Source organism: Thioclava nitratireducens (assembly GCF_001940525.2).
Taxonomy (GTDB): Bacteria; Pseudomonadota; Alphaproteobacteria; order Rhodobacterales; family Rhodobacteraceae; genus Thioclava; species Thioclava nitratireducens.
The window spans coordinates 1,938,490-1,963,468 of the sequence record NZ_CP019437.1; the positions used below are offsets into that span (position 1 = coordinate 1,938,490).

At 66.1% G+C, this 24,979-nt stretch carries 20 protein-coding genes; 9 read left to right on the forward strand and 11 right to left on the reverse strand.

What is annotated here, in order from left to right; translation table 11 throughout:
* Positions 1-4: 4 nt before the first annotated feature.
* From BMG03_RS09305 to BMG03_RS09320, 4 genes are all read right to left on the reverse strand, one after another.
* Complete coding sequence (locus BMG03_RS09305) at positions 5-1,099, reverse strand: site-2 protease family protein (protein WP_075774661.1); 1,095 nt, start codon at positions 1,097-1,099, stop codon at positions 5-7.
* 115 nt (positions 1,100-1,214) lie between these two features.
* Positions 1,215-2,204, reverse strand: a complete 990-nt coding sequence (locus BMG03_RS09310) for an MBL fold metallo-hydrolase (protein WP_075774662.1) — start codon at positions 2,202-2,204, stop codon at positions 1,215-1,217.
* 83 nt (positions 2,205-2,287) lie between these two features.
* Positions 2,288-3,211 (reverse strand): histone deacetylase family protein, encoded by a 924-nt coding sequence (locus BMG03_RS09315; RefSeq protein WP_075774663.1) that lies wholly within the window; start codon positions 3,209-3,211, stop codon positions 2,288-2,290.
* A gap of 188 nt (positions 3,212-3,399) precedes the next feature.
* Positions 3,400-3,705: a hypothetical protein gene (locus tag BMG03_RS09320; protein WP_075774756.1), complete on the reverse strand. Its 306-nt coding sequence runs from the start codon at positions 3,703-3,705 to the stop codon at positions 3,400-3,402.
* 241 nt (positions 3,706-3,946) lie between these two features.
* Here BMG03_RS09320 and BMG03_RS09325 point away from each other — a divergent pair, with 241 nt between their 5' ends.
* A complete protein-coding gene (locus BMG03_RS09325) occupies positions 3,947-5,680 on the forward strand; it encodes an AMP-binding protein (RefSeq protein ID WP_075774664.1) in 1,734 nt (577 codons plus the stop codon).
* Between the two features lie 45 nt (positions 5,681-5,725).
* Here BMG03_RS09325 and BMG03_RS09330 read toward each other — a convergent pair whose 3' ends face one another.
* The 4 genes from BMG03_RS09330 to BMG03_RS09345 form a co-directional block, all read right to left on the reverse strand.
* The gene (locus tag BMG03_RS09330; protein ID WP_075774665.1) at positions 5,726-6,970 is read right to left on the reverse strand and encodes an MFS transporter; all 1,245 of its coding nucleotides are present in this window, start codon (positions 6,968-6,970) and stop codon (positions 5,726-5,728) included.
* Between the two features lie 27 nt (positions 6,971-6,997).
* A complete protein-coding gene (locus BMG03_RS09335) occupies positions 6,998-9,406 on the reverse strand; it encodes a plasma-membrane proton-efflux P-type ATPase (RefSeq protein ID WP_075774666.1) in 2,409 nt (802 codons plus the stop codon).
* A complete protein-coding gene (locus BMG03_RS09340; RefSeq protein ID WP_075774757.1) occupies positions 9,387-10,532 on the reverse strand; it encodes an alpha/beta fold hydrolase in 1,146 nt (381 codons plus the stop codon). The genes BMG03_RS09335 and BMG03_RS09340 overlap by 20 nt, the downstream gene beginning before the upstream one ends.
* A gap of 150 nt (positions 10,533-10,682) precedes the next feature.
* A complete protein-coding gene (locus tag BMG03_RS09345; protein ID WP_075774667.1) occupies positions 10,683-11,495 on the reverse strand; it encodes an alpha/beta hydrolase in 813 nt (270 codons plus the stop codon).
* Positions 11,496-11,668: 173 nt separating this feature from the next.
* Here BMG03_RS09345 and kynU point away from each other — a divergent pair, with 173 nt between their 5' ends.
* Entirely contained in the window at positions 11,669-12,859 is a 1,191-nt protein-coding gene (kynU, locus tag BMG03_RS09350) for a kynureninase (RefSeq protein ID WP_075774668.1), read from the forward strand.
* Positions 12,860-12,880: 21 nt separating this feature from the next.
* Here kynU and BMG03_RS09355 read toward each other — a convergent pair whose 3' ends face one another.
* Positions 12,881-13,789, reverse strand: a complete 909-nt coding sequence (locus tag BMG03_RS09355; RefSeq protein WP_075774669.1) for a LysR family transcriptional regulator — start codon at positions 13,787-13,789, stop codon at positions 12,881-12,883.
* Positions 13,790-13,932: 143 nt separating this feature from the next.
* Between BMG03_RS09355 and BMG03_RS09360 the strand changes: the two genes are divergently transcribed.
* Positions 13,933-14,616, forward strand: a complete 684-nt coding sequence (locus tag BMG03_RS09360) for a type 1 glutamine amidotransferase domain-containing protein (protein WP_075774670.1) — start codon at positions 13,933-13,935, stop codon at positions 14,614-14,616.
* A 66-nt stretch (positions 14,617-14,682) separates the two neighbouring features.
* Positions 14,683-15,366 (forward strand): SDR family oxidoreductase, encoded by a 684-nt coding sequence (locus BMG03_RS09365; protein ID WP_075774671.1) that lies wholly within the window; start codon positions 14,683-14,685, stop codon positions 15,364-15,366.
* A gap of 32 nt (positions 15,367-15,398) precedes the next feature.
* Here the strand turns inward: BMG03_RS09365 and BMG03_RS09370 are convergent, their stop codons facing one another.
* Positions 15,399-18,542 carry an efflux RND transporter permease subunit gene (locus BMG03_RS09370; protein WP_075774672.1) on the reverse strand — a complete coding sequence of 1,048 codons (3,144 nt, stop codon included), beginning with the start codon at positions 18,540-18,542 and terminating at the stop codon, positions 15,399-15,401.
* Entirely contained in the window at positions 18,539-19,924 is a 1,386-nt protein-coding gene (locus tag BMG03_RS09375) for an efflux RND transporter periplasmic adaptor subunit (protein ID WP_075774673.1), read from the reverse strand. The genes BMG03_RS09370 and BMG03_RS09375 overlap by 4 nt, the downstream gene beginning before the upstream one ends.
* Positions 19,925-20,151: 227 nt before the next feature.
* Here BMG03_RS09375 and osmF point away from each other — a divergent pair, with 227 nt between their 5' ends.
* The 5 genes from osmF to BMG03_RS09400 all read left to right on the forward strand — a co-directional run bounded on the left by osmF (position 20,152) and on the right by BMG03_RS09400 (position 24,937).
* On the forward strand, positions 20,152-21,057 hold the full coding sequence (gene osmF / locus BMG03_RS09380; protein WP_075774674.1) for a glycine betaine ABC transporter substrate-binding protein OsmF: 906 nt from the start codon (positions 20,152-20,154) through the stop codon (positions 21,055-21,057).
* 11 nt (positions 21,058-21,068) lie between these two features.
* The gene (locus BMG03_RS09385; RefSeq protein WP_075774675.1) at positions 21,069-22,241 is read left to right on the forward strand and encodes an ABC transporter permease; all 1,173 of its coding nucleotides are present in this window, start codon (positions 21,069-21,071) and stop codon (positions 22,239-22,241) included.
* Positions 22,238-23,173, forward strand: coding sequence for an ABC transporter ATP-binding protein (locus BMG03_RS09390; protein WP_075774676.1), 936 nt, complete (start codon positions 22,238-22,240; stop codon positions 23,171-23,173). The genes BMG03_RS09385 and BMG03_RS09390 overlap by 4 nt, the downstream gene beginning before the upstream one ends.
* The gene (locus BMG03_RS09395; RefSeq protein ID WP_075774677.1) at positions 23,170-23,925 is read left to right on the forward strand and encodes an ABC transporter permease; all 756 of its coding nucleotides are present in this window, start codon (positions 23,170-23,172) and stop codon (positions 23,923-23,925) included. Before BMG03_RS09390 ends, BMG03_RS09395 begins: the two co-directional genes overlap by 4 nt.
* 241 nt (positions 23,926-24,166) lie before the next feature.
* On the forward strand, positions 24,167-24,937 hold the full coding sequence (locus BMG03_RS09400) for an amino acid ABC transporter substrate-binding protein (RefSeq protein WP_075774678.1): 771 nt from the start codon (positions 24,167-24,169) through the stop codon (positions 24,935-24,937).
* The last annotated feature ends 42 nt before the right edge of the window (positions 24,938-24,979 follow it).

Sequence of the window (24,979 nt, forward strand, 5' to 3'; positions counted from 1 at the left end):
GGGCTTACCCTCCGCGCCGCACGCTAGGGGCGCGGGCGAGGATGAACCATTCGCCGATATTCTCGCGGTTGATGAAGCCCACGAAATTGCCGTTCGCCCCCACCACCGCCACCGCCGGGATGCGCTGCCGCGCGAAGGCGTCGAGCACGTCGTCCATCCCGGTCTTCAGCGACACGACCGGCACATCGCGGAACATGATCTCGGAGACCGGTGTCTGGCGGAACTCGGGATCGGGCCGGGCCAGCACGCTCTCGCGGGTGACGAAGCCGAGGATCTGTCCTTCGGGCGAGAGCACGGGAAACTCCGATTGCGAGCTGTGCAGGATCGCCTGCGCAGCGGTGTCGATCGTATCTTCCGGTGTCAGCGACACGAAGGAGGTGATGACGGCGTCGCGCGCCGCCGCCCGATGGGCCAGACCGCGCATCGCCGCGTCGGAGCTTTCCGATCCCGCCGCGAAGAAGATGAATACCGCGATCAGCACGAGGATTGGGTTGCCGCTCGTCAGACCCCAATAGGCGAAGAGCACGGCGATGACCTGCCCGGTTCGGGCTGCGACCTGCGTCGCTTTCACCCGGTCCATGAACAGCGCGAGCGCCGCTCGGAAGACCCGCCCGCCATCCATCGGGAAGGCCGGGATCAGGTTGAACGCGACGAGAAGCGCGTTGACCAGCGCAAGCCGGCCCCAGAAACTTTGCGCGGGATTGTCGAGCGATTGCAGATCGCTGAGCCAGCCGCGACCGCCGAGGAAGATCGTCAGGATCAGGAAGATCACGACATTGACCGCGGGCCCCGCCACGGCGATCAGAATTTCCTGCTTGGGATTTTCCGGAATCCGCTCCAGCCGCGCGAGGCCGCCGATCGGCAGAAGCGTGATGTCGGGCGTTCGCACGCCGAACCGCGCCGCCATCGTCGCATGGCCGAATTCATGGAGCACGACGCAGGCGAAGACCGACAGGATGAAGAGCATGTTGACCAGCGCCGCCTGCGGCCCCTCCGCTGCCCAGGCGGTGGCGGTGATCCAGATGATCAGCAGAACGAAGGTGACATGGACCCTGAGCACAGTGCCGCCGATCTTGCCGAGTGAATAGGACCAGCTCATCTCAACCCTCTCTTTCCGCCGCGTGATCGTCCCGGGGAAGGGGACGGCACAGCCGAATTCCCGCTGCCCTCAATTTGACCGCTCGATTGCGTCACCACAAGAAGGTGCGACGCTGTTACCCTGTCGAGGGTGCCAAATAGACCTCGCCGGGCGCGAAGGCTCGGAACCGGTCCGCCGCGATCCCGGAGGCCGCGAGGCTTTGACCCAGCAGGGTGGGCGGCTCCTCGCGCGGCTCGTCGGTCAGCTGGAACGTGCCCCAGTGACAGCCGAGCGCTTGGGCGGGGCCGATATCGGTGAAGATGCGCACGGCCTCTTCGGGCGCGACATGCTGGGGCTGCATGAACCAGCGCGGCTCATAGGCTCCGATCGGGATCACCGCGATGTCTGGCGCACCGTGCCGGGCGCGGATGTCGCGAAAAATCGCCCCGTCGCCATAGCCGGTATCGCCCGCGAACCAGATCCGGCTCTGCGGCGTGTCGATCCAGAAGCCGCTCCAGAGAGCCATGCGCCGGTCGCCGAGGCCCCGTGCCGACCAGTGGTTCGCGGGCGTCAGCGTGACCGAGATCTCTGGGGTCAGCGCGATGCGGTCGTGCCAATCGCCGATCTCGATCCGCGCCCCGCGTACCGCCTTTCGCACCGTCGCATCGGTCCCTAGCGGCATCACCATCCGTGGACGGTGGCGTTTGTGCAGTTTGCGCAAAGTGACGGTGTCGAGATGGTCGTAATGGTTATGGCTGATCAGGACCGCGTCGATGGGCGGAAGGTGGTCGAAGGCGATCCCGGGCGCGGTGACGCGCCTCGGCCCGGCAAAGCGCAGCGGGCTCGCGCGGTCCGACCAGACCGGATCGGTCAGCAGGTTGAGCCCCGCGACCTGAATGAGAACCGAGGCATGGCCGACCATGGTGAGCCGCGCCGCGTCGCTGCGCTCGGGCGGCACGCTCGGCTCAATGGGGACGTGCTTGGGCCACCGGGCGCGCTGCCCTTCGCGCCGCCATTTGAGGATGTCGCGAAAGGAGCGATCCGTGGACGGCTGGCCATGCGGGTGAAAACGCTCGCCGTCGAAATGGTCGCTGACCGGGCCGGTGTAATAGCGGTTACGTGCCATTTCGTGCCTGCTTCAGGTTTTCGCGGAAACTGAGCGGACCGGGCATCGCCTGTCGCGCCCCTGATATGAGCGCGCCCCGGCGATCACTGCGCAAGCGCCTCGAGATGCGCGGCTGCGCCTTCCGCGAGCGCGGTCGGGTTGTAGCCGCCTTCGAGGCAGGAAACCAAGCGCCCGTCGCAGCAACGGCGCGCGACGCCACGGATCGCGCTCGTCAGCCACCAGTAATCCCCGGCGGTCCAGAGCAGGCCCGAGATGTCGTCCTCGCGATGCGCGTCGAACCCGGCGGATACGATGATCAAATCCGGATTGAAGGCCTCCAACCGGGCAAGCCCGTCCTCCCAGGCGACCTTCATCTCGGACGCGCCGCTGCCACTGGCGAGCGGCAGGTTGAGCACGTTGTCATGCGCGCCCGTCTCCGACCGCGCCCCAGTGCCGGGCCAGAGCGACTTGGGCTCCTGATGCGACGAGATGAACAGGCTGCGCGGCTCGTCCCAAAGGATATCCTGCGTGCCGTTGCCGTGATGCACGTCGAAATCGAGCACCGCGACGCGCGACAGGCCGTGACGTTCGAGCGCATGCAGCGCCGCAAGCCCGGTATTGCCGTAGATGCAGAACCCCATCGCCCGCGTCCGCGTTGCGTGGTGCCCGGGCGGGCGGGTCGCGACGAACACGCGCTCGGCCTCGCCCGTGAGAACGAGATCGACGGCCTGCAAGGCCCCGCCCGCGCCCAGGCGGCTCGCACGGCGCGAGCCCGGAGAGACATGCGTGTCCGAATCGAGATCTGCATGCTCCTCACGCGCGAAGACCTCTTCGAGCGCTTCAAGATAAGCCGCGTCGTGGCCCAGCAGGAGATCCTCGTCGCTCGCCTCGCGCGCCTCGATGACCGGCAGCTCCATCTCGTCGATCAGGCCGCGCACCGTCTCGAGGCGCCACGGCCGCTCGCGATGGGTGGGCCCGGTGTCGTGAGCGAGGCAATCCTCGTGGGTGATCGTGACGAACGTGCGCATGAAGCTCTCCAGAAAGGTCGTATCGGGGGCCTATCGGCGAGTCGCGACCCGCGCCGCGCCGTCGCTCGAACGGTGCTGCCCGTTGCGAAGCTGCGTCAGAGTTTTGGAAATGACAAGCACCCCCGGACGGAGGACACGTGCCGCCGCCGTCCTGTCGGGTGAAATCTGCGAGTGCGTCGCCCCTGCGCTCAGCAGGGCGGCCCGATCAGAAACACGGGCGGCAGCTCGCGCGCGCGGCGCTCTGCCAGTCGCCGTTTCGCAGTGGCCAGTTTGACCTGCGTGACTTCTAGGCGCAGCAGCGCCCGGCTGCGCGCATCGTAAAGCCGTCGGATCGGCGAACCCGGATTTCCGATCAACCCCGGACGACGGTTCGCGCTGCGCGGAAACCAGTCGTTCAAGCCCACGAGCGCGTCGCGCCACGCCTTGTCCGCCTCGATGTAACGCTCGAACGCGAGACTCAATGCGCGGCGGCGTGTCATGAGTTCCGGTCGCATCATCGCTCCTCCCTCAGAAGATTAGACCACTTCCAACTATAGCAGAAATACCGCGAGTCGTCAGGTTTTGCAGGGCTCCGAAGGCGCGATCGCCTCGAACACGGTTTCGCGAGCGCAGCATGATTTTCTTGTTTCTGCGGTTTAGGGTTGCATTAAATGAACCATCGTTCATTTAATGTGAGCGCCCCAAGGAGGATCATCGGCCGAATGTGCCGGCGATGGGGAGCCAGAGGAGGAAGTCATGCAAAGCGAGAGCAACCCGCACTCAGATCTCGGCGTGGTGCCGAAACGTGGTCTGGCCCATGTAGCCGGGCCGACCGATACCCCGCTGATCGAGGATACGATCCCGGCCGTGCTCAAGCGCACTGCCGAGCGTTGGCCCGATCGCGACGGCGCCATCTTCACCTCGGAGGGCATTCGCTGGACCTGGGCGGAGTTCGCGCAGCGGGTCGACCGGCTCGCCTCGGGGCTGCTCGCGCTCGGGCTTCGGCATGGCGACCGGCTCGGTATCTGGTCGCCCAACCGTTCGGAATGGCTGCTGACGCAGTTCGCGACGGCGCGGATCGGGGTGATCCTCGTGAACATCAACCCGGCCTATCGCCTGCACGAGCTGGAATTTGCGCTGCGCAAGACCGGCTGCCGGGCGCTGGTGCTGGCCGAGACTTTCAAGAGCTCGGATTACCTGTCGATGATCCAACGCCTGCTGCCGGAGCTTGCGAAGAGTGAGCCCGGTCAGCTGGAAATCATGAAACTGCCCGATCTGCGCGACATCATCACTCTGGGAGAGACCCAGCATCCCGGCTGTCATCGCTTCTCGGATGTCGAGGCGATGGGTGCGGCGCAGGACCAAGGCGCGCTCGACGCTCTCACCGAACATCTCGACCCGAACGAGCCGATCAACATCCAGTTCACCTCCGGCACCACCGGATCGCCCAAAGGCGCGACCCTGACGCATCGCAATATCGTCAACAACGCGCATTTCGTGACCCGCGCGATGCTGGCGACCGAACAGGACCGCGTCTGCATCCCGGTGCCGTTCTACCATTGCTTCGGGATGGTGATGGGCACGCTGGGCTGCGTCACCAAGGGCGCGGCTATCGTCGTGCCGAGCGAAGGCTTCGACGCGCCCGTCACGCTGGCATGTGTCGCGGCCGAACGCTGCACCGCACTTTACGGCGTGCCGACCATGTTCGTCGCGATGCTGGAGCATCCCGATTTCGCGAACCATGACCTTTCGTCGCTTCGCACCGGCATCATGGCGGGCGCACCCTGTCCGATCGAGGTGATGAAGCAGGTGCAATCGAAGATGCACATGTCGGAAGTGACGATCGCCTACGGGATGACCGAGACCGCCCCGGTCTCGTTCCAGTCGGCCACCGATACACCCTTGGAAAAACGTGTGTCCTCGGTGGGTCAGGTGCAGCCGCATCTCGAGGTGAAGATCGTGCGCGAGGATGGCTCGCTCGCCAATGTGGGCGAGCAGGGCGAGCTGCTGACGCGTGGCTACTCGGTGATGTGCGGCTATTGGGGCGAGCCCGAGCGTACGAATGATGCGCTCGATGCGGATGGCTGGATGCATACGGGCGATCTCGCCCGGATCGACAGCGAGGGCTATTGCAACATCACCGGACGGGTGAAGGACATGATCCTGCGGGGCGGCGAAAACGTCTATCCGCGGGAGGTCGAGGAGTTCCTCTACACCCATCCCGATATCAGTCAGGCGCAGGTCTTCGGCATCCCGGATCACCGGCTGGGCGAGATCGTCGCGGCATGGATCGTGCCGCGCAATGGCGCCGAGTTGACCGAGGAGGCTATCCGCGAGTTCTGCCGCGACGAGATTGCGCATTTCAAGATTCCGGCGGTGATCCGGTTCAAGGAGAGCCTGCCGCTGACGGTTTCCGGCAAGCCTCAGAAATTCGTCATGCGCGATGCAATGATCGAGGAGCTGGGGCTCGCGGTCGAGGAAACTGCCTGATTTGACGAAAGCGCCGCGCGTCTTCCGCGCGGCGCAATTTCTGCGTCAGCCTACGCTCTTGGGCTTGTGCGTCCCGTTGAGCCGGCTGCGCAGCGGCAGCAGGCCCAGCACCGCCGTCGTCGCGAAGCCCGCGCCCGCAAGGAAGGTCCATTGCGCGCCGCCGAACTCCCACAGCGCCCCTGCGATCACGCTGGCGATCAGCAGCGCCATGCCGGTGACGAGGTTGAACATGCCAAAGGCGGTGCCGCGCAGCTCTGCCGGGACGGCTTCGGCCACCAGCGCGGCCAACAGCCCCTGGGTGAAGCCCATATGCATTCCCCACAGGAGCACACCGATCGCAAGACCGCCGATCCCGCCGACCAGCGCGAGCGTCAGGTCCGCCGCGATCAACAGCCCCAGCCCGACCAGCAGCAGCCCGACACGACCGACCCGGTCGGAAAGCGCCCCGACCGGATAGGCGATCAGCGCATAGACCGCGTTCATCCCCACCAGAACCAGCGGCACCAGCATCACCGGGATGCCGTCGTCATTGGCGCGCAGGATCAGGAAGGCCTCGCTGAACCGGGCGAGCGTGAACAGCGTCGCGACGACCACGACCCACCAGAACACGTTACCCAAGAGCTTGAGCTCTGACCGGGCGAGGGGGTTGCGCACCTGCCGCTGCGCGCGGGGATGGGCGGGCTCTTTCACCACGAACAGGATCAGCCCGAGCGACAGGAAAGCCGGGATCACCGCGACCCAGAAGACCGAGCGGAAATCGTCCGAGAACAGCCACATCAGCCCGATCGCGGCGAGCGGCCCGAGGAAGGCGCCCACCGTGTCGAGCGATTGCCGAAGCCCGAAGGCCGCGCCGCGCATCTTGCCCGGCGCGAGGTCGGCGATCAGCGCGTCGCGCGGGGCGCCCCGGATGCCTTTGCCCACCCGGTCGATGAAGCGCGCGGCCACAAGCCAGTCGAAGGTCGGCGCGAGCGGAAAGATCGGTTTCGTCACAGCCGCCAGCCCGTAGCCGAGCGCGGCCAGCTCCTTGCGCCGCCCGATCCGGTCCGACAGCGCCCCCGAGAAGACCTTGGTGATCGCGGCGGTGGCTTCGGCGATCCCTTCGATCACACCCACCGCCAGCGCCGTCGCGCCAAGTCCGGTCATCAGGTAGACCGGCAGCAGCGCATGGATCATCTCGGAGGAGACATCCATGAAAAGCGACACGAACCCCAGCGCCCAGATGCCCATCGGCAATCCGCGCCCGCGTTTACCTGTCGGGGTTTCCATTGCCTCTTGCGTGTCGTCCGTCATGTGCCTCCTGCAAGCGCCGTGATGGGCTTACTGCCCGCGCGCTTGTGCCCTGCGATCATAAAGCGCGCGTATGAGCAAGGCCATCGCCCCCTCGAGGGGCAGCCAGACGAGGCAATAGAGCCAGACCAGCAGCGCGGGCCCCCAGCCGATCGGCGTCACGAACAGCCCATAGACCGCGATCAGCGTGCCCAGCAATTGCGTAGCCTCCGTCGTCGCGAACAGGCGCAGCGCCGGGAAGGGGCGCCGCCAGAACCAGCTTTGATGGCGCGTGACGAACAGCGTCATGTGCCCCGAGACGAGAAGCTTGAGGAAGATGATCGTCTGGATCTGGTCGCGCGGCAGGCCGAGATAGGCATCGACGAACCAGAACAGCACGAAGGTCTCGATCACCCCGGTCACGCCAAGCGTCGCCGCCACCGTCAGCACGCGCCGCATGTCCCAGCGCACCGGGCGTGGCGAGACCGAGACATTGTCGTAGGCGATCATCATGATCGGGAAATCATTCAGCACCGCCAGCAGCACGATCATGATCGCAGTGACAGGGTAGAAATCGAAGACGAGAATCGAGAGCGTCATGAATAGCAGCACCCGGATCGTCTCGGCGACGCGGAAGGTGGCATAGCTCGTCATCCGCTCGAAGATGCGGCGGGCTTCCTCGATTGCCGTGGTGATGATCGACAGGCCCTTGTCGGTCAGCACCAGATCGGCGGCGGCGCGCGCGGCATCGGTCGCGCCGCTCACAGCGATCCCGGCATCGGCCTTGCGCAGGGCAGGGGCGTCGTTCACCCCGTCCCCGGTCATCGCGACGATGGAATGCCCGGCCTGAAGCACCTCGACGATCCGGAACTTGTGTTCGGGCAGGACCCGCGCGAAGCCGTCGGCGGCGCGGACATTGGCCTCCACCGTGGCCGGGTCGCCGTCGAGCAACTCGCCTGCGGGATAGATCTTCTGCCCGAGGTCGAGTTTGCCCGCGATCTGGCGCGCGATGGCTTCGTGGTCGCCGGTGATGATTTTGACATCGATCCCCATGTCGCGCGCGTCCGCGATGGTGCTGGCCGCATCCGGGCGCGGCGGATCGATGATCGGCAGCAGACCAAGGAATTCCCAGTCCTGCCCGGCGCGTTTCTGTGCGGCCCCGAGTGCGCGGTAGCCCTGCTGCGCAAGGGTTTCGACTTCGTCCTCCACCGCCTTGCGTGCGTCATCTGTCAGCGCTGCAAGCTCCACGATCACCTGCGGCGCGCCTTTCGCGACTTGCCAGCGATCGGCCTCGTGGCGCAGCTCCGCCTCGCTGCGTTTGCTGACCGGATCGAAGGGCGTGAAGCTGAGGGTCTCGATAGCGTCGAGCGCAATGCCCGCCGCCGCCGCCAGCACCGCGGTGTCGATCGCATCGGGCGCGTCGCGGTCGCAGGCAAGCGCCGATGCGCGCAGCAGGTCTTCAACCGCGATGCCCTCTGCCGGGCGCGGATCTTCGACCGTCAACTCGTTGAGCGTCAGCGTCCCGGTCTTGTCCGAGCACAGCACATCGACGCCCGCCAGTTCCTCGATCGAGACCAGCCGCGAGACGATCGCCTTCATCCGCGCAAGCCGTTCCGCCCCCACCGCCATCGTCACCGACAGAACCGTGGGCAGCGCGACCGGGATCGCCGCGACCGTCAGGATCAGCGCGAACTGGATCACCTCGAGCGGCGGGTTGTTCCGCTGAAACGAGACGATCACGATCATCGCCACCAGAACCAGCGCCGCTGCGATCAGGAAATTCCCGATCTGCATCACGGCCTTCTGGAAATGCGATTTGCCATTCGTGGTCTGCACGAGCGAGGCGGTGTGCCCGAAATAGGTCTCCATCCCGGTCGCGGTGACTTCGCCGGTCATCTCGCCCAGCTTCACCACCGAGCCGGAATAGGCGCTGTCACCGACCGCCTTGTCGACGGGCAGCGACTCGCCCGTCAGAGCCGCCTCGTCGATGGAGAGATATTTACCCTCGAACAGTGTCAGGTCAGCTGGGACGATCTGGCCGATCGACAGGCGCACGATATCGCCGGGCACCAGATCACGCGCCGCGATCTCCTGCCATGTCCCGTCGCGTTTGACCCGCGCACTCGGCGCCAGCTGCGCCTTGAGCGCCGCGATGGCGGAACTCGCCTTGCTCTCTTCCTTGAAACCCACGGCCGCGTTGAGCAGCAGCATCACGAAGATCACGCCGAAATCGGACCAGTCGCGCAGCACGAGCGACAGAAGCGCTGCAAGTTCGATCAGCCACGGGATCGGCCCCCAGAAATACCCCGCGATCCGCTGTAGCAGTGTTTTCTCGTCGCTTTTGAGCGCGTTCGGACCGTATCGCTCGAGCCTCTCTGCCGCCTCTGCCGCGCTCAGACCTGTCTTGCGGTCTGTTTTCGGCACATGCTGCGTCATCGGTTCAGCGACGGTCTGGTCCATTGTGCGTGTCTCCAGCTTTGGCCCCGAGCTTTCCGAGCCACTGGCCGATTTCCGGCCAGACATTCGAAAGGGTATGGCTGCCCATGAAGAGGCCGATATGCCCGCCTTCGACGAGGCGGCTCACGATATCCTTGCGCGGCGTGCCGAGCAGCGTCTCGGCGGCAAACACCTGTTCGCGCGTGGTGATGTCGTCCGCCTTGCCCGCCAGCAGGAAGGCCGGGCAGGTGATCGCGCCCAGATCGAGCTTGCGCCCGAGGCCCTCGAACTCCCCCTTGGCAAACAGGTTCTGTTTGAACAGCAGGTCGATCGCCTGCAGGTAATAGCGCCCCGGCAGGTCGATGGGGTTCTCGTACCAGCTCTCGAACCGCTCGGTGCGCTTCATGAAGTTCCGGTCGTCGATATGCTGGTAGAGATCGACGAACTTGCCGAAATACTGCTGATCGGCATGCATGTTCTTCCAGCCGGTGAGCATGAACCGCCCCGGCATCCGGCCTTCACCCGCCTCGACCATCTCCTGATAGGCCGAAAGCGGCATCTCATGGGCGAGCTTGCGGATCGGCCCGTGCCCGGCATCGGTGTCGATGGGCGAGCCCGCCAGCACGAGACCCGCGACCTTCTCGGGGAAGCGCGCGGCATACATCGCCGACATCCAGCCGCCCTGACACAGGCCAACCAGCATCACCCGCCCGCCGAGATCATCGACCGCGACATTGATCTCGGCCAGATACTTGTCGATGTCGAAATCGCGCATCTCGGGCGTCGCGCTTTTCCAGTCGGTGCAGAGAACACGCCCCAGCCCTACATCCAAAAGCGTCTCGATCAGGCTCTGGCCCTTGGCGTAATCCGCGATGGTCGAGGAATGCCCGGCATAGGGCGCATCGACGATCACCGGAATGCCGCCGCCCGTGCCGCCGAAATCGCGCAGCCGCATCGTGTCGAGATCGAGCAGCACGTCGTTCTTCGTGGCCCATTCCGGGTCGGGCGGGTGCGTGATCTTCTCCGCCTCGTCGAAATAGGTCAGCCCTTTTTCGACCGCGTCGAGCCCGATCTTCTGCCACTCCATCGCCGCCGCCATCGGCCAGAAGAAGGGAACGCTGTGTTCGTAGGTATTCTTGGCATCGCTCATGTTCGACACTCGCAAGACGCTTTGGTGCACAGATGCACTCTTTTGAGACCCCAAGGCCGGTTGGAATGCAAGTGCAGCGAAGCCCGAGCGCGCGAACGTGAAACTGATGTGTGGAACGGTGAGGCGGTTTGGGCGGCGGATGACGCTTTCTTAATCCGTGCTCAGAAGCGCCGTGATCAACGCGCTGGACGGGTCCGACAGCTCCTCGATCACGTCGAAATGGTGCCGCCCGTAGGCGGCGACCAGATCGGAAGACGACCAGTGCTCGGCGAGCAGGGACGACTGGCGCAAGAATTCCGGACGCTCCGCCGCGCCGACCCAGACGGTAACCTTCACGCCGGGGCGCAGCTTCAGCAGGGCGGGGCTTTCGCTCGCGGCGATCTCGGGCGTGATCCCCAGCCGCGTGTTCATCGAATGCATCTGCAGCGGACGCAGATCATGCACACCGCTTACCGAGATCACCCGCCGGATGCGCGCCGCGGTTTCGTCGGAGAGCGCGCTCCCCTGAGACACCGACCGCGTCACGAGATGCCCGCCCGCGGAATGGCCGACGAGATGGATCGGGCCCTCCACCAGCCCAGCCGCGTGATCGATGGCCCGTGCGATCTGCTGCGCGATGCCGGGGATGCTGTTTTCCGGGGCGAGCGTGTAGCCGGGCAGGGCGACGGTCCAGCCCTGAGACAGCGCGCCTTCCGCCAGATGGGACCACATGTCCTTGCTGAATTTCAGCCAGTAGCCGCCATGCACGAAGACCACGAGCCCCTTGGACGCGCCGTCGGGGCGGAAGATGTCGATCCTTTCGCGGGGCGCATCCCCATAGGCCACCTCGCTCATCCGATCGGCATGGCGCGACCGGAATTCGGCGGCGCGCTTGGCCCACAGATCCGGGTAGCTGCTGCCATTCTCGATATAGCCGCCATTCTCGAAAGCATCTTCCCAGTCGATCCCGCTCAGGTCTTCCATGTTCTCTCCCGCTCGTTTCGCATCCTGTACGGAGACAGAGCATATCGCGCGGGATATTGCGAGGGCAGGGTTGGCCGGGTAGCGTGCGCCCGACCCGAAACTTTCGTGATGCATCAGCAGATTGCCGGGTTTAGAGCCGCGCCGCGGGCCGCGACAACAAGAGGAAGACCATCATGCCGAACCTGCCGAGAAAGCACCTATTCGATCTGCCCGAGGGGGTGATTTATCTCGACGGGAACTCGCTCGGGCCGCTGCCGCGCGGCGTGGCGGAACGACTGGAGAGCTGCGCGCGCGACGAATGGGGGCGGATGCTCATCCGGGGGTGGAACGAAGCGCAATGGATGGATCAGCCCGCCCGCGTCGGCAACCTCATCGGTCGGCTGATCGGGGCGCCGGAAGGGTCGGTCGTGCTGGGCGATACGCTCTCGATCAAGGTCTATCAGGTGCTGGCCTCGGCGCTCGAGATGCGGCCCGACCGGAAGGTTATCCTGTCGGACAAGGGCAATTTCCCGACCGATCTCTATATGGCGGATGGGCTGATCCGCTCACTGGGTCGCGGGCATGAGCTGCGCACGCCCGCCCCGGAAAATGTGGCAGACGCGATCACCGAAGAGGTCGCGGTGGTGATGCTGACGCAGGTCGATTACCGCACGGGCCGGATGCACGACTTCGAGGCAATCACGCGCAAGGCCCACGCGGTCGGGGCGGTGATGATCTGGGATCTCGCCCATAGCGCCGGCGCGGTGCCGGTGGACATGACGGCGAACGGGGCCGAATTCGCCGTCGGCTGCACCTACAAATATCTCAATGGCGGCCCCGGCGCCCCGGCCTTCATCTATGTCCGCCCCGATATTGCCGAGACGGTGCGCCCTGCACTCAGCGGCTGGCTTGGCCATGAGGCGCCCTTCGCCTTCGATCTCGACTATCGCCCCGGCCGCGCTGTCGAGCGGATGCGCGTCGGCACGCCGCCGGTCCTGCAGATGACCGCGCTCGAAGAGGCGCTCAAGGTCTGGGACGGGCTGACGATGGATGAGGTGCGGGCGCGCTCCGTCGCGTTGTCGGAGCTGTTCATCCGCGAGGTCGAGGCGCGCTGCCCCGAGCTGACGCTGCTCAGCCCGCGCGGCCCGGGGGCGCGCGGCAGCCAGGTCTCGTTCGGTTTCGCTGACAGTTACGCCGTGGTTCAGGCCCTCATCGCGCGCGGAGTGATCGGGGATTTCCGCGCCCCCGACGCGATGCGTTTCGGCTTCACGCCCCTTTACCTCGATGAGGGCGACGTGACGCGCGCCGCCGAAATCCTCGGCGAGGTAATGGCCGAGCGGGACTGGGATACCCCCGCTTTCAAGGCGCGTGGGCGGGTCACTTGAGCGGACGTATTCGAGCTGGCGTCAGTCCGGCGACGTGAATTCGGCGACGACCTCTCGGATCAGCTCGCGCAACCAGACATGGCCCTGATCCCGGCGCAGATGTGGGTGCCATGCGATCTGGCTGGGAAAGGTGCCGAGGTCGACCGGCACGGGCACGTTGCGCAAGCCGTAGGGTCCGGCGGTCATTGCGGCCACACGGGCAGGCACCGTGGCGATGCCGCCCAGCCGCGCGACGGCGGGCGCAGCGGTCAGGAAATGCGTGACCACGACGGCCGTGTTGCGGCGCAGACCAGTCGCTTCCGTGCGCTTGTGAACGCCAGTGCGCCAATTGCCGGGCGGCGAGACGACCACATGCGGCAGGCTCTCGTAGAGGTCACGATCCAGCATCACGCTTTCCGGCAAGGCTTGCGGCGCGACGATACAGCGGAACCCGTCGTCGAACAGCTCCGAGACCACGAGATCCTCAGGCGGCGAGTCGAACCTTCCGACCGCCAGATCGAAGGCCCGACCGGCGAGTTGTCGCGGGTCCAGATCGGGCCCGATCGGCGCGATCTCCAGCCGGGCCGACGGGGCCCGCTCCGCAAAGGCGGCAGCGAGCTCCGGCACCAGCACGATCTCGGCGTACGGCCCCAGCAAGAGCCGGAAGCGGCGCGTGGTGCGCGCGGGATCGAAGGGCTCGGCGGCACGGAAGGCCTGTTCCAGCCGTTCCAGCCCGGCGGCGATGTCGGGCGCGATTTCGAGCGCCTTCTCGGTCGGCTCCACGCCGTAGCGGGCGCGCAGGAACAGTTCGTCACCCAGCGCCGCACGCAGACGTGACAGCGCAGCGCTCACCGTGCTCTGGGATTGGCCGAGCCGTTGGGCCGCGGCGGTGACATTGCGTTCTTCCATGACTGCATGGAACACGCGCAAAAGCGATATGTCGGGCGTCATATCTCCAGAATATCGATTTCTGACGTGGCGTGCATCAATTTCTCGATCAGTAAACGCAACCTATCTCTGCTGGGACGCGTTGACGGCCCGAGACGAACAGGACCGGAAATGCCCTGAAACGCACAACCAAGGAGGCCAAACCCATGGCACGCATTCTTATTCTTTCGACCGCAGCCGATGCCCTTGGCGACACCGGCAAGTCCACCGGTGTCTGGTACGAGGAACTGGCGACGCCCTATTACGCCTTCCTCGATGCCGGTCACGAGGTGAAAGTCGCCACGATCGGCGGCCGCTCGATCCCGATCGACCCGAATTCGGACGTGACCGGCGACGACGCTCCGGCCTCGGTGACGCGCTTCCGCGACGATGCAGAGGCGAAGGCGGTTCTGGAAAACCCTTCGCGCATCGAAGACGAGGACATCACCGCCTACGACGCGCTCTACATTCCCGGCGGCCACGGCGCGATGTACGACCTCGCCGAGAGTGATATCGCCGCGAAGGCGATCAGCACCGCCTGGGATGGCGGCAAGATCGTCGCCTCCGTCTGTCACGGCCCGGCGGCCTTCGACAAGGTGAAGGACAAGAATGGCGACTCCATCGTGAAAGGCCGCAAGGTCTCCGCCTTCACCGACAGCGAAGAGCGTGGCGTTGGTCTTGCCGATGTCGTGCCCTTCCTGCTGGAGACCCGCCTGCGCGAACTCGGTGCGAAGTTCGAGAGCGTCGACGACTGGCAGCCCCATGCGGTCGCCGACGGGCGTCTGGTGACGGGCCAGAACCCGGCGTCGTCCGAGGCGGCGGCGAAAGAAGTACTGGCCCTGCTGGGCTGATATCGAGAGGCGCTGCCCGGTCCGGGTGGCGCCTTCTTCGTTCCCACCAAATTCAGAGAGGCTGACATGTCGAAAATCATTCTCATCACCGGCGCCTCCACCGGGATCGGCGAGAGCTGCGCGCGCCATGCGGTCGAGGCGGGTCACAAGGTGGCGTTGGCCGCACGCTCCGAGGACAAGCTCGAAGCGCTGGTCAAGGATCTGGGCGAAGAAAACGCCCTCGCGCTGCCCACCGATGTCACCGACCCCGATGCGCAGGAGCGCATGGTCGCCCGCGCGGTGGAGCATTACGGTCGGCTCGACGTGGTTCTGGCCAATGCGGGCGTCGGCGCCTCGGCGCGCGGCACCGAGGCCGGATCGGTCGAGAGCTTCCAGAAGATGATCGAGGTGAACTGTCTCGCCGTGACCTACACCGCGAAATTCACCCTGCCGCATCTGCGCGCCTCCAAGGGGCATATGGTGCTGACCGGCTCGAAGGCGTCGCAGGGCGCGATGTTCGGCTCGGTCTATTCGGCGACCAAGTGGTTCATCCGCGGCTATGCCGACAATCTCGGCGAGGAGCTAGGTGAAGCCGGTGGCCGCGTCACCTGCCTGCATCCGGGCATGGTCGATACGCCGTTCTTCGACGAGGCGAAACCCGACGCGCTGCGCCCCGACGACATCGCGCGCGCCTTCCTCTTCGCGATCGATCAGCCGGATCACGTCCTGATCCCGCATCTGCCGGTTTATCCGAAGCCGAAGAAAGACTGATCGGGTCGGGGCGCGTCTGTTCGCGCCCCGTCTCAGACGGGCAGGGCGTCGACCGGGTGTTCGACAGGAGGCTCCGGCGCCTCCGGCTCGGGATCGGCGGTGCGGACGCCGAAATCCTCGAGCACGGCGAGGATCGCCGGGGTCACGAAGAGCGACAGCACCGTCGCCGCGCTCAGACCGAAGGCGAGGCTCGCCACGATCGGGCGCAGGAATTGCGCCTGCGTCGAGCTCTCCAGCAAAAGCGGGCCGAGCCCGACCACCGTCGTCAGCGAGGTCAGGAAGATCGCGCGAAAGCGATCGCGCACGGCCTCCTTTCCAGCCTCGAGCATCGGGGGTCCGGTCGCGCGTCTCTCGCCGATGAATGCGTCGAGCAGGATCGCGTCGTTCACCACCACGCCCGCCAGCGTCGCCAGCCCCACGAGGCTCGGCAGCGAGAGCGGCAGGCCCAGCAGTACATGCCCCCACATCACGCCGATCAGGCTGAGCGGGATCGTCGCGATCACCGCGACGGGTCGGATGAAGCTGCCCATGTAGAAGGCCAGCAGCAGGTAGACCCCGACCGCCCCCGCCGTCATGAAGCGCGCAAGCGACGCGCCGGTGGTCGCGGTGTCCTGTTCCTCGCCCAGAACCTGCACCTTCACGTCGGGACGCTTCTGCGCCAGTTCGGGCAGGTAATCGGCCCGCATTGCCGCCATCAACTCGCGCGAATTGGCCCGCGTCGGGTCGATCGTGCCCTGCACCGAGACCGCGCGCTGCCCGTTCACATGGGTGATCGTGGTGTAACCGCGCGTCTCGCTGACCGTCGCCACCGCCGAGAGCGGCACCAGCGCGCCGTTCTTACCCGGCACTCGCAGCGCCAGAACGTCGCCGATAGCGCGCCGTTCGAAGGGCGCGAGCCGGGCCACGATATCGACCTGACCGCGCGCATCGGCGAAGCTGACCGCGCTGTCGCCACGGAAGGCTGCGCGCAGCTCACCGGCCAGCGCGGCAGGCGTCACGCCCAGCAGGTTTGCGACGCCCGGCTTCATCCGCACCACCAGCTCGGGCTTGCCCGGCTGCAGATCGAAGGTCACGTCGCGTACCCCGTCGAAGCCGCGGAAGAAGCGGCGCAACTCGCGCGCGGTGGTCGCCAGTTCGCCAAGATCCGGGCCGGTGACGAGCAGATCGATCGGTTTGCCGCCCGCGCCGCGCTCCTTGTCGGTGATCCGGAAAGCGGCCATGTCGGGCATCTTGCCAACCAGCTGCTTCCAGCGGTCGAGCACAGTGCCGACATCGGTGGTGCGCGTCCCTGCGGGCAGAAGCGAAGCGCTCACCGTCGCCATGTTCGGTCCCGTGGTCGGGCTGTCGGCATTGCTGCCATAGGTGATCGTGTAGCTTCGGACGAGCGGCTGGCCGTCTGGTTGAGCGGGGCTCAGTTCGGCATCCATTTCCTTGAGAGCCTTGACGACCTTGCTCACCCGCGCTTCGGTCAGCGACAGCGGTGCGCCCGCAGGCAGCAGAAGCCGCGCCTCGACCGTGTCGCTCTCCAGCGTCGGGAAGCTCTGGTATTTCAGGAAGCCCCCGGTGAAGGGCGCGATCGAAAGCGACACGAGGAAAATCGCGAGCCCTATGGTCAGGTAGCGCCAGCGTAGCGCCACCCCGGCAAGCGGCACGATGACCCGGTCGCGCAGCCGATCAAACGCGCCGTTCACCGCGCGCTGCACGGGGCCGGGACGCATGTCGTGGCGCAGCGAGTGGCGCATATGGGCGGGCAGGATCAGGAAGGCTTCGATCAGGCTGACCGTCAGCGTGATAAGCAGCACGATCGGGATGTATTTCAGCAGCGCGCCGATATTGCCGGTCAGGAAGCTGAGCGGCCCGATCACCATTGCCGTGGTCAGGAAGGAGGCCAGAACGCCGGGAAAGACCTGCATCGTGCCTTTGACGGCTGCGACTTGCGCAGGTTCGCCCTGTTGCCGACGGCGTACGATGTTTTCGGAGATCACGATCGCATCGTCCATCAACAGGCCCGTCGCGACCAAGAGCGCCACCATCGTCATCATGTTGATCGTGTAGCCGAGGAATTGCATCGCGAAGATCGCGCCGAGGAAGCTGATCGGCAGGCCCATCGCGACCCAGAAGGACATGCGCAGCCCGAAGAACAGCCACATCGCGACCAGCACGAGGATCAGACCCTGCAACCCGTTGACCCCGATGATGCGCAGGCGCTCGACGATGTTGCGCGTGGAATCCGCCGAGATCGCGAGCTGGATATTGCCCGGTGCCTCGGCCTGCGCCTGCGCCATCTCGCGATCAAGCGCGGCCCGCACCCGCAGCGCATCCTGCGAGGCGGTCTTCTGGACCGAGACGATGGCGGCACGCTTGCCGTCGAAATAGGTGGCCTGCGAGGGATCGGCGAAGCCTTCGCGGATCGTGGCGACGTCGCCCAGCCGCACCTCGCCGCCCGCGGCACTGCCCGCAATCGGGATCTGCGCCAGCTCGGCAGGCGTGCGCCTCTCGCCGAGGAATCGGATCGCGACTTCGCCCGATCGCCCCTCGAGCGAGCCCGCGGGCATGTCGAGGCTGTAGCGCGCCAGCGTCGCACCCACGGCGCCCATGTCGAGCCCGAAGCGCTCCAGCGCGGAACGGTCGAACTCGATCGCGATTTCGCGGTCGGAAAAGCCGTTCACCGAGACCAGCGAGATCGCGGGATCGGCGCGCAGTTGATCGGCGAAGCTCTGGGCATAGGCGTAGAGCACCGCCGGATCGTCCGGCCCGGTCACCGCCACCGACGAGACCGAGGCGGTGCGCTCGACGATCTGCACCACCGGATCGTCAGCCTTGTCGGGGAATGAATTGATCCCGTCCACCGCGTCCTTGATGTCGTTGTAGAAGCGCGTCATATCCGCGCCCTCGATCATCTCTGCGGTGATCTGGGCGCTGTTGTCGCGCGCGAGGCAGGTCAGCTTCGCAAGGTTCTCGACCCGCGTGAGGATTGGATCGGTCACGGTGCAGATGCCGGTCTCGACCTCCGAAGGGGCGGCGCCGGGATAGGTGATACGGACCGAGACATCCGAGGGCGGGGTCGCCGGAAAGGTGTCGCGCTGCAGGCTCGGCAGCGCCATCAGCCCGAGGCCCGCAATCGCGATCATCGCGATATTGGCCGCCGTGCGATGGCCGGCAAAAAGCGCGATCATTGCGCGGCCCCCGCGGGCTTGGCGGCGTCGCCCTCGGGCGCGGCTCCTTTGCCGCCGCCGCCACCACCGCCACCACTGCCCGGTTGCGGGCTCGACGGTGTCTGACCAAGCGCCTCGGCGGCGATCTCCGCCTTGCGAGCCTCGTCCTCGGTCGCTTTCACCGCCATGCCCGGTACCGCGATCGACGGGTCGGTGATCACCAGTTGATCGCCCGCCTTGAGACCCTGTGCGATCACCGCCAGATCGCCCGAGACGAAGCTGGTCTTAACTGCGCGCTTCGCCAGCGTCCCATCCTCGGAGACGACCATTGCACTCCCACCCGCCACCGCTTCGGCGGGCACGACGAGCAGGCTCTGCTTGGGCGCGGCGAGTTCCACCGCGACGACCATGTTGCGCCGGAGGGGCGGGCGCTCGCCCGCCTGCGCCTGACCCAACGGATCGTCGACCCGCACCACGACGGGCGCGCTTTGCGTGGTCTCGTCGATCGCGTCGCCCATCCGCTCGACCCGGGCCTTCCAGACAATGGGATGCTCGGGTTCGGGCAAGGTGACGCGCGCCTTCAGATCCGTGACCTTCGTGCCGTCGCCCGCGAGCCGGAGCAGGGGCCCCATCCGCCCGATCGGGAATTGCGCCGAGATGTCGACGGCCTCGATGCCTTCGCCGCTCAGCAGGACCTGACCGCGATTGACGTATTGCCCGAGATCCGCGTCGAGCGAATTGACCCGCAGGTCGAAAGGCGCCGTGATCGTCGACAGCCCGATCGCACGGTCGATTGTCGCCGCCTGCGTATCCAGCACTTCGCGCTCTGCCTCGTTCAGCTTCAGCTGGCTTTCGAGATCGGCGACCTTGGTCTGCGCGGTCAGCAGTTGGCGGCGCACCCCGTCGAGTTGGGTTTGAGTGATCCGGCCCAGATCGTGGAGAGATTTCTGCCGGTCGAACTCATCCTGCGCCAGCGCGAGGTCGGATTGCGCCAGTTCCAGGCTCGTGCGCACCGTATCGTCCTTGACCTTCGAGGCGGCGACCTGCGCCTCGAGACTGGCGCGCTGCAGTTTCAGATCGCTGTCGTCGATGGTGAAAAGCGGCGTGCCTTTCGCCACGATGTCACCGGGCGCGAGCGGCTCTGCGATGTCGCGGATCTCGCCCTCGATCCGGGCGATGGCGCGCCACTCGCGCACCGGGGCGACCATGCCGTAGCCGCTGACGCGCGGGATCATCTCGGTGGGCGCGAGCGTGATCACCCGCACCAGCGCCGCCGGGCGGTTCGCCTCGCTCGGACTGGGCAGCGATTTCAGATCGCCCGCAAAGACGATCGCCGCCACACCGAGAGCGGTCGGCACCGCCACCATCGCGAGCCTTGCCAGACCCGTGCCAATTCCCGCCATGATGTCCCTCATCACTCATGTCTTTTCACTATCTACCCAGAACTTCGCGCATCGACCTAGCGTAAATGTGACGCACCCCCCGGAGGGAGGGGGACGCGCGCGGCGCGAGCCTCTCAATACCAAAGACGATCGGAGCAAGGCTTGGCGGGCGCGGGCCGGGCCCTACACTCAACCTAGATCACATCTCGAGACGACCACAGCCACCTGTTCAGGGAGCCAGACACGCCATGAAATATCCTCTTATCCTGGCCGCCGCGGTCTTCGGGGGCGCACTCGCCTCCACCGCGCAGGCCGATATCACCGTCTCCTCCAAGATCGACACCGAGGGCGGTCTCTTGGGCAATATCATCGCGCTATCGCTGGAAAATGCCGGGATGCCGGTGGAGCGGCGGCTGCAATTGGGCGGCACGCAGGTCGTTCGCAAGGCGATCCTCGCGGGCCAGATCGACATCTATCCCGAATATACCGGCAACGCGGCCTATTTCTTCAACGAGGCCGATAGCGATATCTGGAAGGATGCGGCAAAGGCCCATGAGCGCGCGGCCGAACTGGACAAGCAGAACGATATCACCTGGCTCGATTCCGCGCCGGCCAACAACACCTGGGCGATTGCGGTGACGGGCGATCTGGCCAAAAAGAACGACCTCACCACCATGTCCGATTTCGGCAACTGGGTGTCGAATGGCGGTGACGTGAAGCTCGCGGCCTCGACCGAATTCGTTTCGTCCCCCGCCGTGCTGCCCGCGATGGAAAAGGCTTACGGATTCAAGTTGAGCCCCGATCAGACCGTGGTTCTCTCGGGTGGCGACACGGCGGCGACCATTCAGGCGGCGGCGCGCGGCACTTCGGGCGTGAACGCGGCGATGGCCTATGGCACCGATGGTGGCGTGGGCGCGGCGGGGCTCGTCGTGATGGAAGACGACAAGGGCGTGCAGCCGGTCTACGAGCCCACCCCGATCGTGCGCGACGCGGTGCTGAAGGAATATCCGAAGATCCCCGAAGTGCTGAACCCGATCTTCGACAAGCTCGACATGCAGACGCTTCAGAAACTTAACGGCCGTATCCAGGTCGGCGGTGAACCCGCCGAGGCGGTCGCGAAGGATTACCTGACGCAGATCGGGGTGTTGAACTGAGCGCCGCAGCGATGCGTGTGCGGGGCGTGACCGCTGGCCTCTCGCCGCCCGGGGTGCTCTTCGCGCTCTTGGGGCTGGCTGCGATCTTCACGCCTTTCCTGACGCTCGCCGCGAACCGGATCGTGGCGGGCGAGGGGCGCGCCCTGTGGAGCGTCGCCGCGCCGCAGGTCACGGGGCCCGGGATAGCGCTGATGCTGCTGGGGCTCGCCTTGGGCCTGCCCGCCGCGCGGCCTTACTTGCGCATCGCGGGCGCGGCGCTTGGCCTCGCGGGACTGGTCTGGCTGCTGATCGCGGGCGCGTCGTTTCTGCTGACCGAGGCGGGCGAGTATGCGCGTGTCTCGCCGGCGGCGGGGTTCTGGTTCCTGCTGGTGGTCTTCGCGCTGATGATGGCCGACGCGCTTTCCGCGCTGTCGCCGGGGCCTGCAGCGCGGGCGGGAATTTTAGGGCTGGTGATCGCGCTCGTCGCGGCGCTGCTGTGGTCGGGGGCGCTGAGCGATCTGTCTATCGCGCAAGAATTCGCGAGCCGCAAGGATGCCTTCTACACCGCGAGCCTGCGCCATCTGGGCCTTGCGTTTGGCTCGCTGCTGGCCGCGGCGGTGATCGGCCTGCCGCTGGGCGTGATGTGCCACCGCAATGCGGCGCTGCGCGGTGCATTGCTTCCGGTGCTGAGCTTCCTGCAGACGATCCCCTCGCTCGCGATGTTCGGGATCATGATCCCGGTGCTGAGCTGGCTGAGCGGGATCATCCCCGGCGCCCGCGCGATCGGTATTGCGGGGATCGGCTTCGCGCCTGCCTTCCTTGCACTCACCCTCTATTCGCTGCTGCCGGTCGTCGCCAACGTGCTGGCGGGTCTGCGCAGCGCACCTGCCTCCGCGCTAGAGGCTGCGCGTGGGATGGGCATGACATGGCGCCAGCGTCTGGCGCGGGTGGAACTGCCGCTGGGCTTGCCGGTGGTGCTGGCCGGGCTGCGCATCGTGCTGGTGCAGAATATCGGGCTGGCAGTGATCGCCGGGCTGATCGGCGGCGGCGGCTATGGCACATTCGTCTTTCAGGGCCTCAACCAGACGGCGGGCGACCTGATCTTGCTGGGCGCGCTGCCCACTGTCGCCCTGGCGCTGGTTTCGGCCATCGCAATGGACATCCTCGTCGAACTGACGACCCCCCGAACGGAGCGTGAAGAATGATCGAAATCGACGAGATCACGAAGCTCTATGACGACACGACGGCGGTGGACCACGTTTCGATGACGGTCGAGACCGGAACGATCACTGTGATCGTGGGCACCTCCGGTTCGGGCAAGACCACGCTTCTGCGGATGATCAACCGGCTGATCGAGCCGAGTTCCGGCGAGGTGCGGATCAATGGCGAGTCCACCGCCGCGCTGCCCAAACACGAGCTGCGCCGCCGGATCGGCTATGTCATTCAGGGCGACGGGCTGTTCCCGCATTATACGATCGCGGGCAATATCGGCGCGGTGCCCAAACTGCTCGGCTGGTCCAAGGACAAGACCAGCGCCCGGGTCGACGAGTTGCTGGACCTGTTCTCGATGGAGCCCGCGCAGTTTCGCGACCGTTATCCGGCGGAGCTGTCGGGCGGTCAGCAGCAACGTGTGGGCGTCGCCCGCGCCTTGGCCTCACGGCCCGATCTGCTGCTGATGGACGAGCCTTTCGGCGCGCTCGACCCGATCATTCGCGCCCGCGCGCAAGCCGATCTGCGGCGCATCCAGCGGCAGCTGGGGTCGACCATCGTGCTGGTGACGCATGACATGGAAGAGGCGATCCATCTGGGCGACCGGGTGGCTGTCATGGATGGCGGAAAGCTTCTGCAACATGGCACGCCCGCCGAGATCATCGCCGAGCCCGCCACCGATTTCGTCGCGCAGATGGTGGGCGGGGTCGATCGTCCGCTCCGGCTTTTGTCGTTGATCCCGGTCTCGGACGTGATGGAAGAGGGCACGGCCGAGGGCGCGCCGATCGCGCCCGACACCAGCCTGCGCGATGCGCTGTCGCTGTGTCTTTGGCGCGGCTGCGAGGCGCTGCCGGTGGCGGATGGCGAGCGTCCGCTTGGCCGGGTCACTCTGGCGACGATCCGCGCCCGCGCGACGGAGCTGGCATGAGCCGCAGCGGCGCGATCCGGGCCGCCTGCGTGGCGCTGCTGCTGGCGCTGGTGCTGCGCCCGCATTGGTTCGCCCCGGTCTTTGCGCCCTTCGCCCCGGCGGGCGGGCCGGTGATCTACGAGCGCGCCTCGATCCTGTCGCTCTCGCTCAGCCATCTGGGGCTGGTGGCGCTGGCCTCCGGGTTGGCGACGCTGGTCGCGGTGGGCCTTGCCATCCTCGTGACGCGACCTGCGGGCGCGGCTTTCCTGCCGCTGTCGCGCACGATCACCAATATCGGCCAGACCTTCCCGCCGGTTGCGGTGCTGGCGCTGGCGGTGCCCGCGCTCGGCTTCGGGGCCGGGCCGACGCTGGTGGCGCTGTTCCTCTACGGCTTGCTGCCGATCTTCGAGACGGCCATTGCCGGGCTCTCGACTCTGCCGCCCGCGACGATGGAGGCCGCCCGCGGCATCGGCCTGACCCGCTGGCAGCGCCTGATCCGGGTGGAATTGCCGCTGGCCCTGCCGGTGATCCTGACGGGCATTCGGCTGTCGGTGGTGATCGCCATCGGCACGGCGACGGTCGGCTCCACCGTGGCCGCGCGGACTTTGGGCGAGGTGATCATCGCCGGGCTTTTGACCAGCAACACGGCCTTCGTCCTTCAGGGCGGCGTGATCGTGGGGTTGTTCGCGGTGCTCGTCTATGACGCCCTGAGCCTGCTGGAGACCGCCCTCACACGCCGTCTGGGGCGTCCCTCCGCCGGGGCGGAAGCGTAGCGCACGGCCCGGTGAAGGACGATAGCGTTTCGCCGAGACCGCGCGCCGTGGAACAGGCTTTCTTTCGCGTAGGACATTGATGGAATTCGTTCCGCTTCCGCTCGGCGAGATGGGATAAAAGACTAATTTTATCAGATGCTTGTCTGGCGCATCGACTCCGGTATGCGGCGTTACTAGGTAAGGCGCCTGTCATTCCGACGCGCCCTACGGCGGCGTCTTCGACCTATCGGAGGTATCTCGCATGAAACCCGTTCGCACCCTCATCGCCATCGCAGCCCTCGCCGGGATCGTGGCGCCCGCGGCCCAGGCCGCGAGCCTCGCTGATATCCAGAAAGACGGCGTCTTCCGCGTCGGCACCGAAGGCACCTATCCGCCCTTCACCTACCATGACGAATCCGGAAAGCTGACCGGCTTCGACGTCGCCATCGCGCGCGCCATCGGCGAAAAGCTGGGCGTGAAGGTGAAGTTCCTCGAAGGCCGCTGGGACGGCCTGATCGCTGGGCTCGATGCCGACCGCTACGACGCGGTGATCAACGAGGTGGGCATCACCGATGCGCGCAAGAAGAAATACGATTTCTCGCAGCCCTATATCGCGTCGAAAGCGGCGCTGATCGTGCGCAAGGACGAGACCGACATCACCGGCTTCGACGATCTGAAAGGCAAGACCGCCGCCCAGACGCTCTCGAGCAATTTCGGCAAGATCGCCTCGGATCACGGTGCCGAACTGATCGGCACGAACGGGTTCGATCAGTCGATCGCGCTTGTCATCCAGAACCGCGCCGATGCGACGGTGAATGACAGCCTGTCCTTCCTCGACTTCAAGAAGAACAAGCCGGACGCCCCCGTGAAGCTGGCCGCGACCATGCCCGATGCGAACTATTCCGGCGTGATCATCGCGAAGGACCAGCCCGACCTGCTGGCTGCGATCAACAAGGCGCTCGACGAGATGAAGGCCGACGGGACCTACCAGAAGATCTCCGAAGAGTATTTCGGGGAAGACGTCTCGAAGTAAGCCGAATGTCGAGCCGCGCGCGCCTTCGGGATTCAGCCCGGA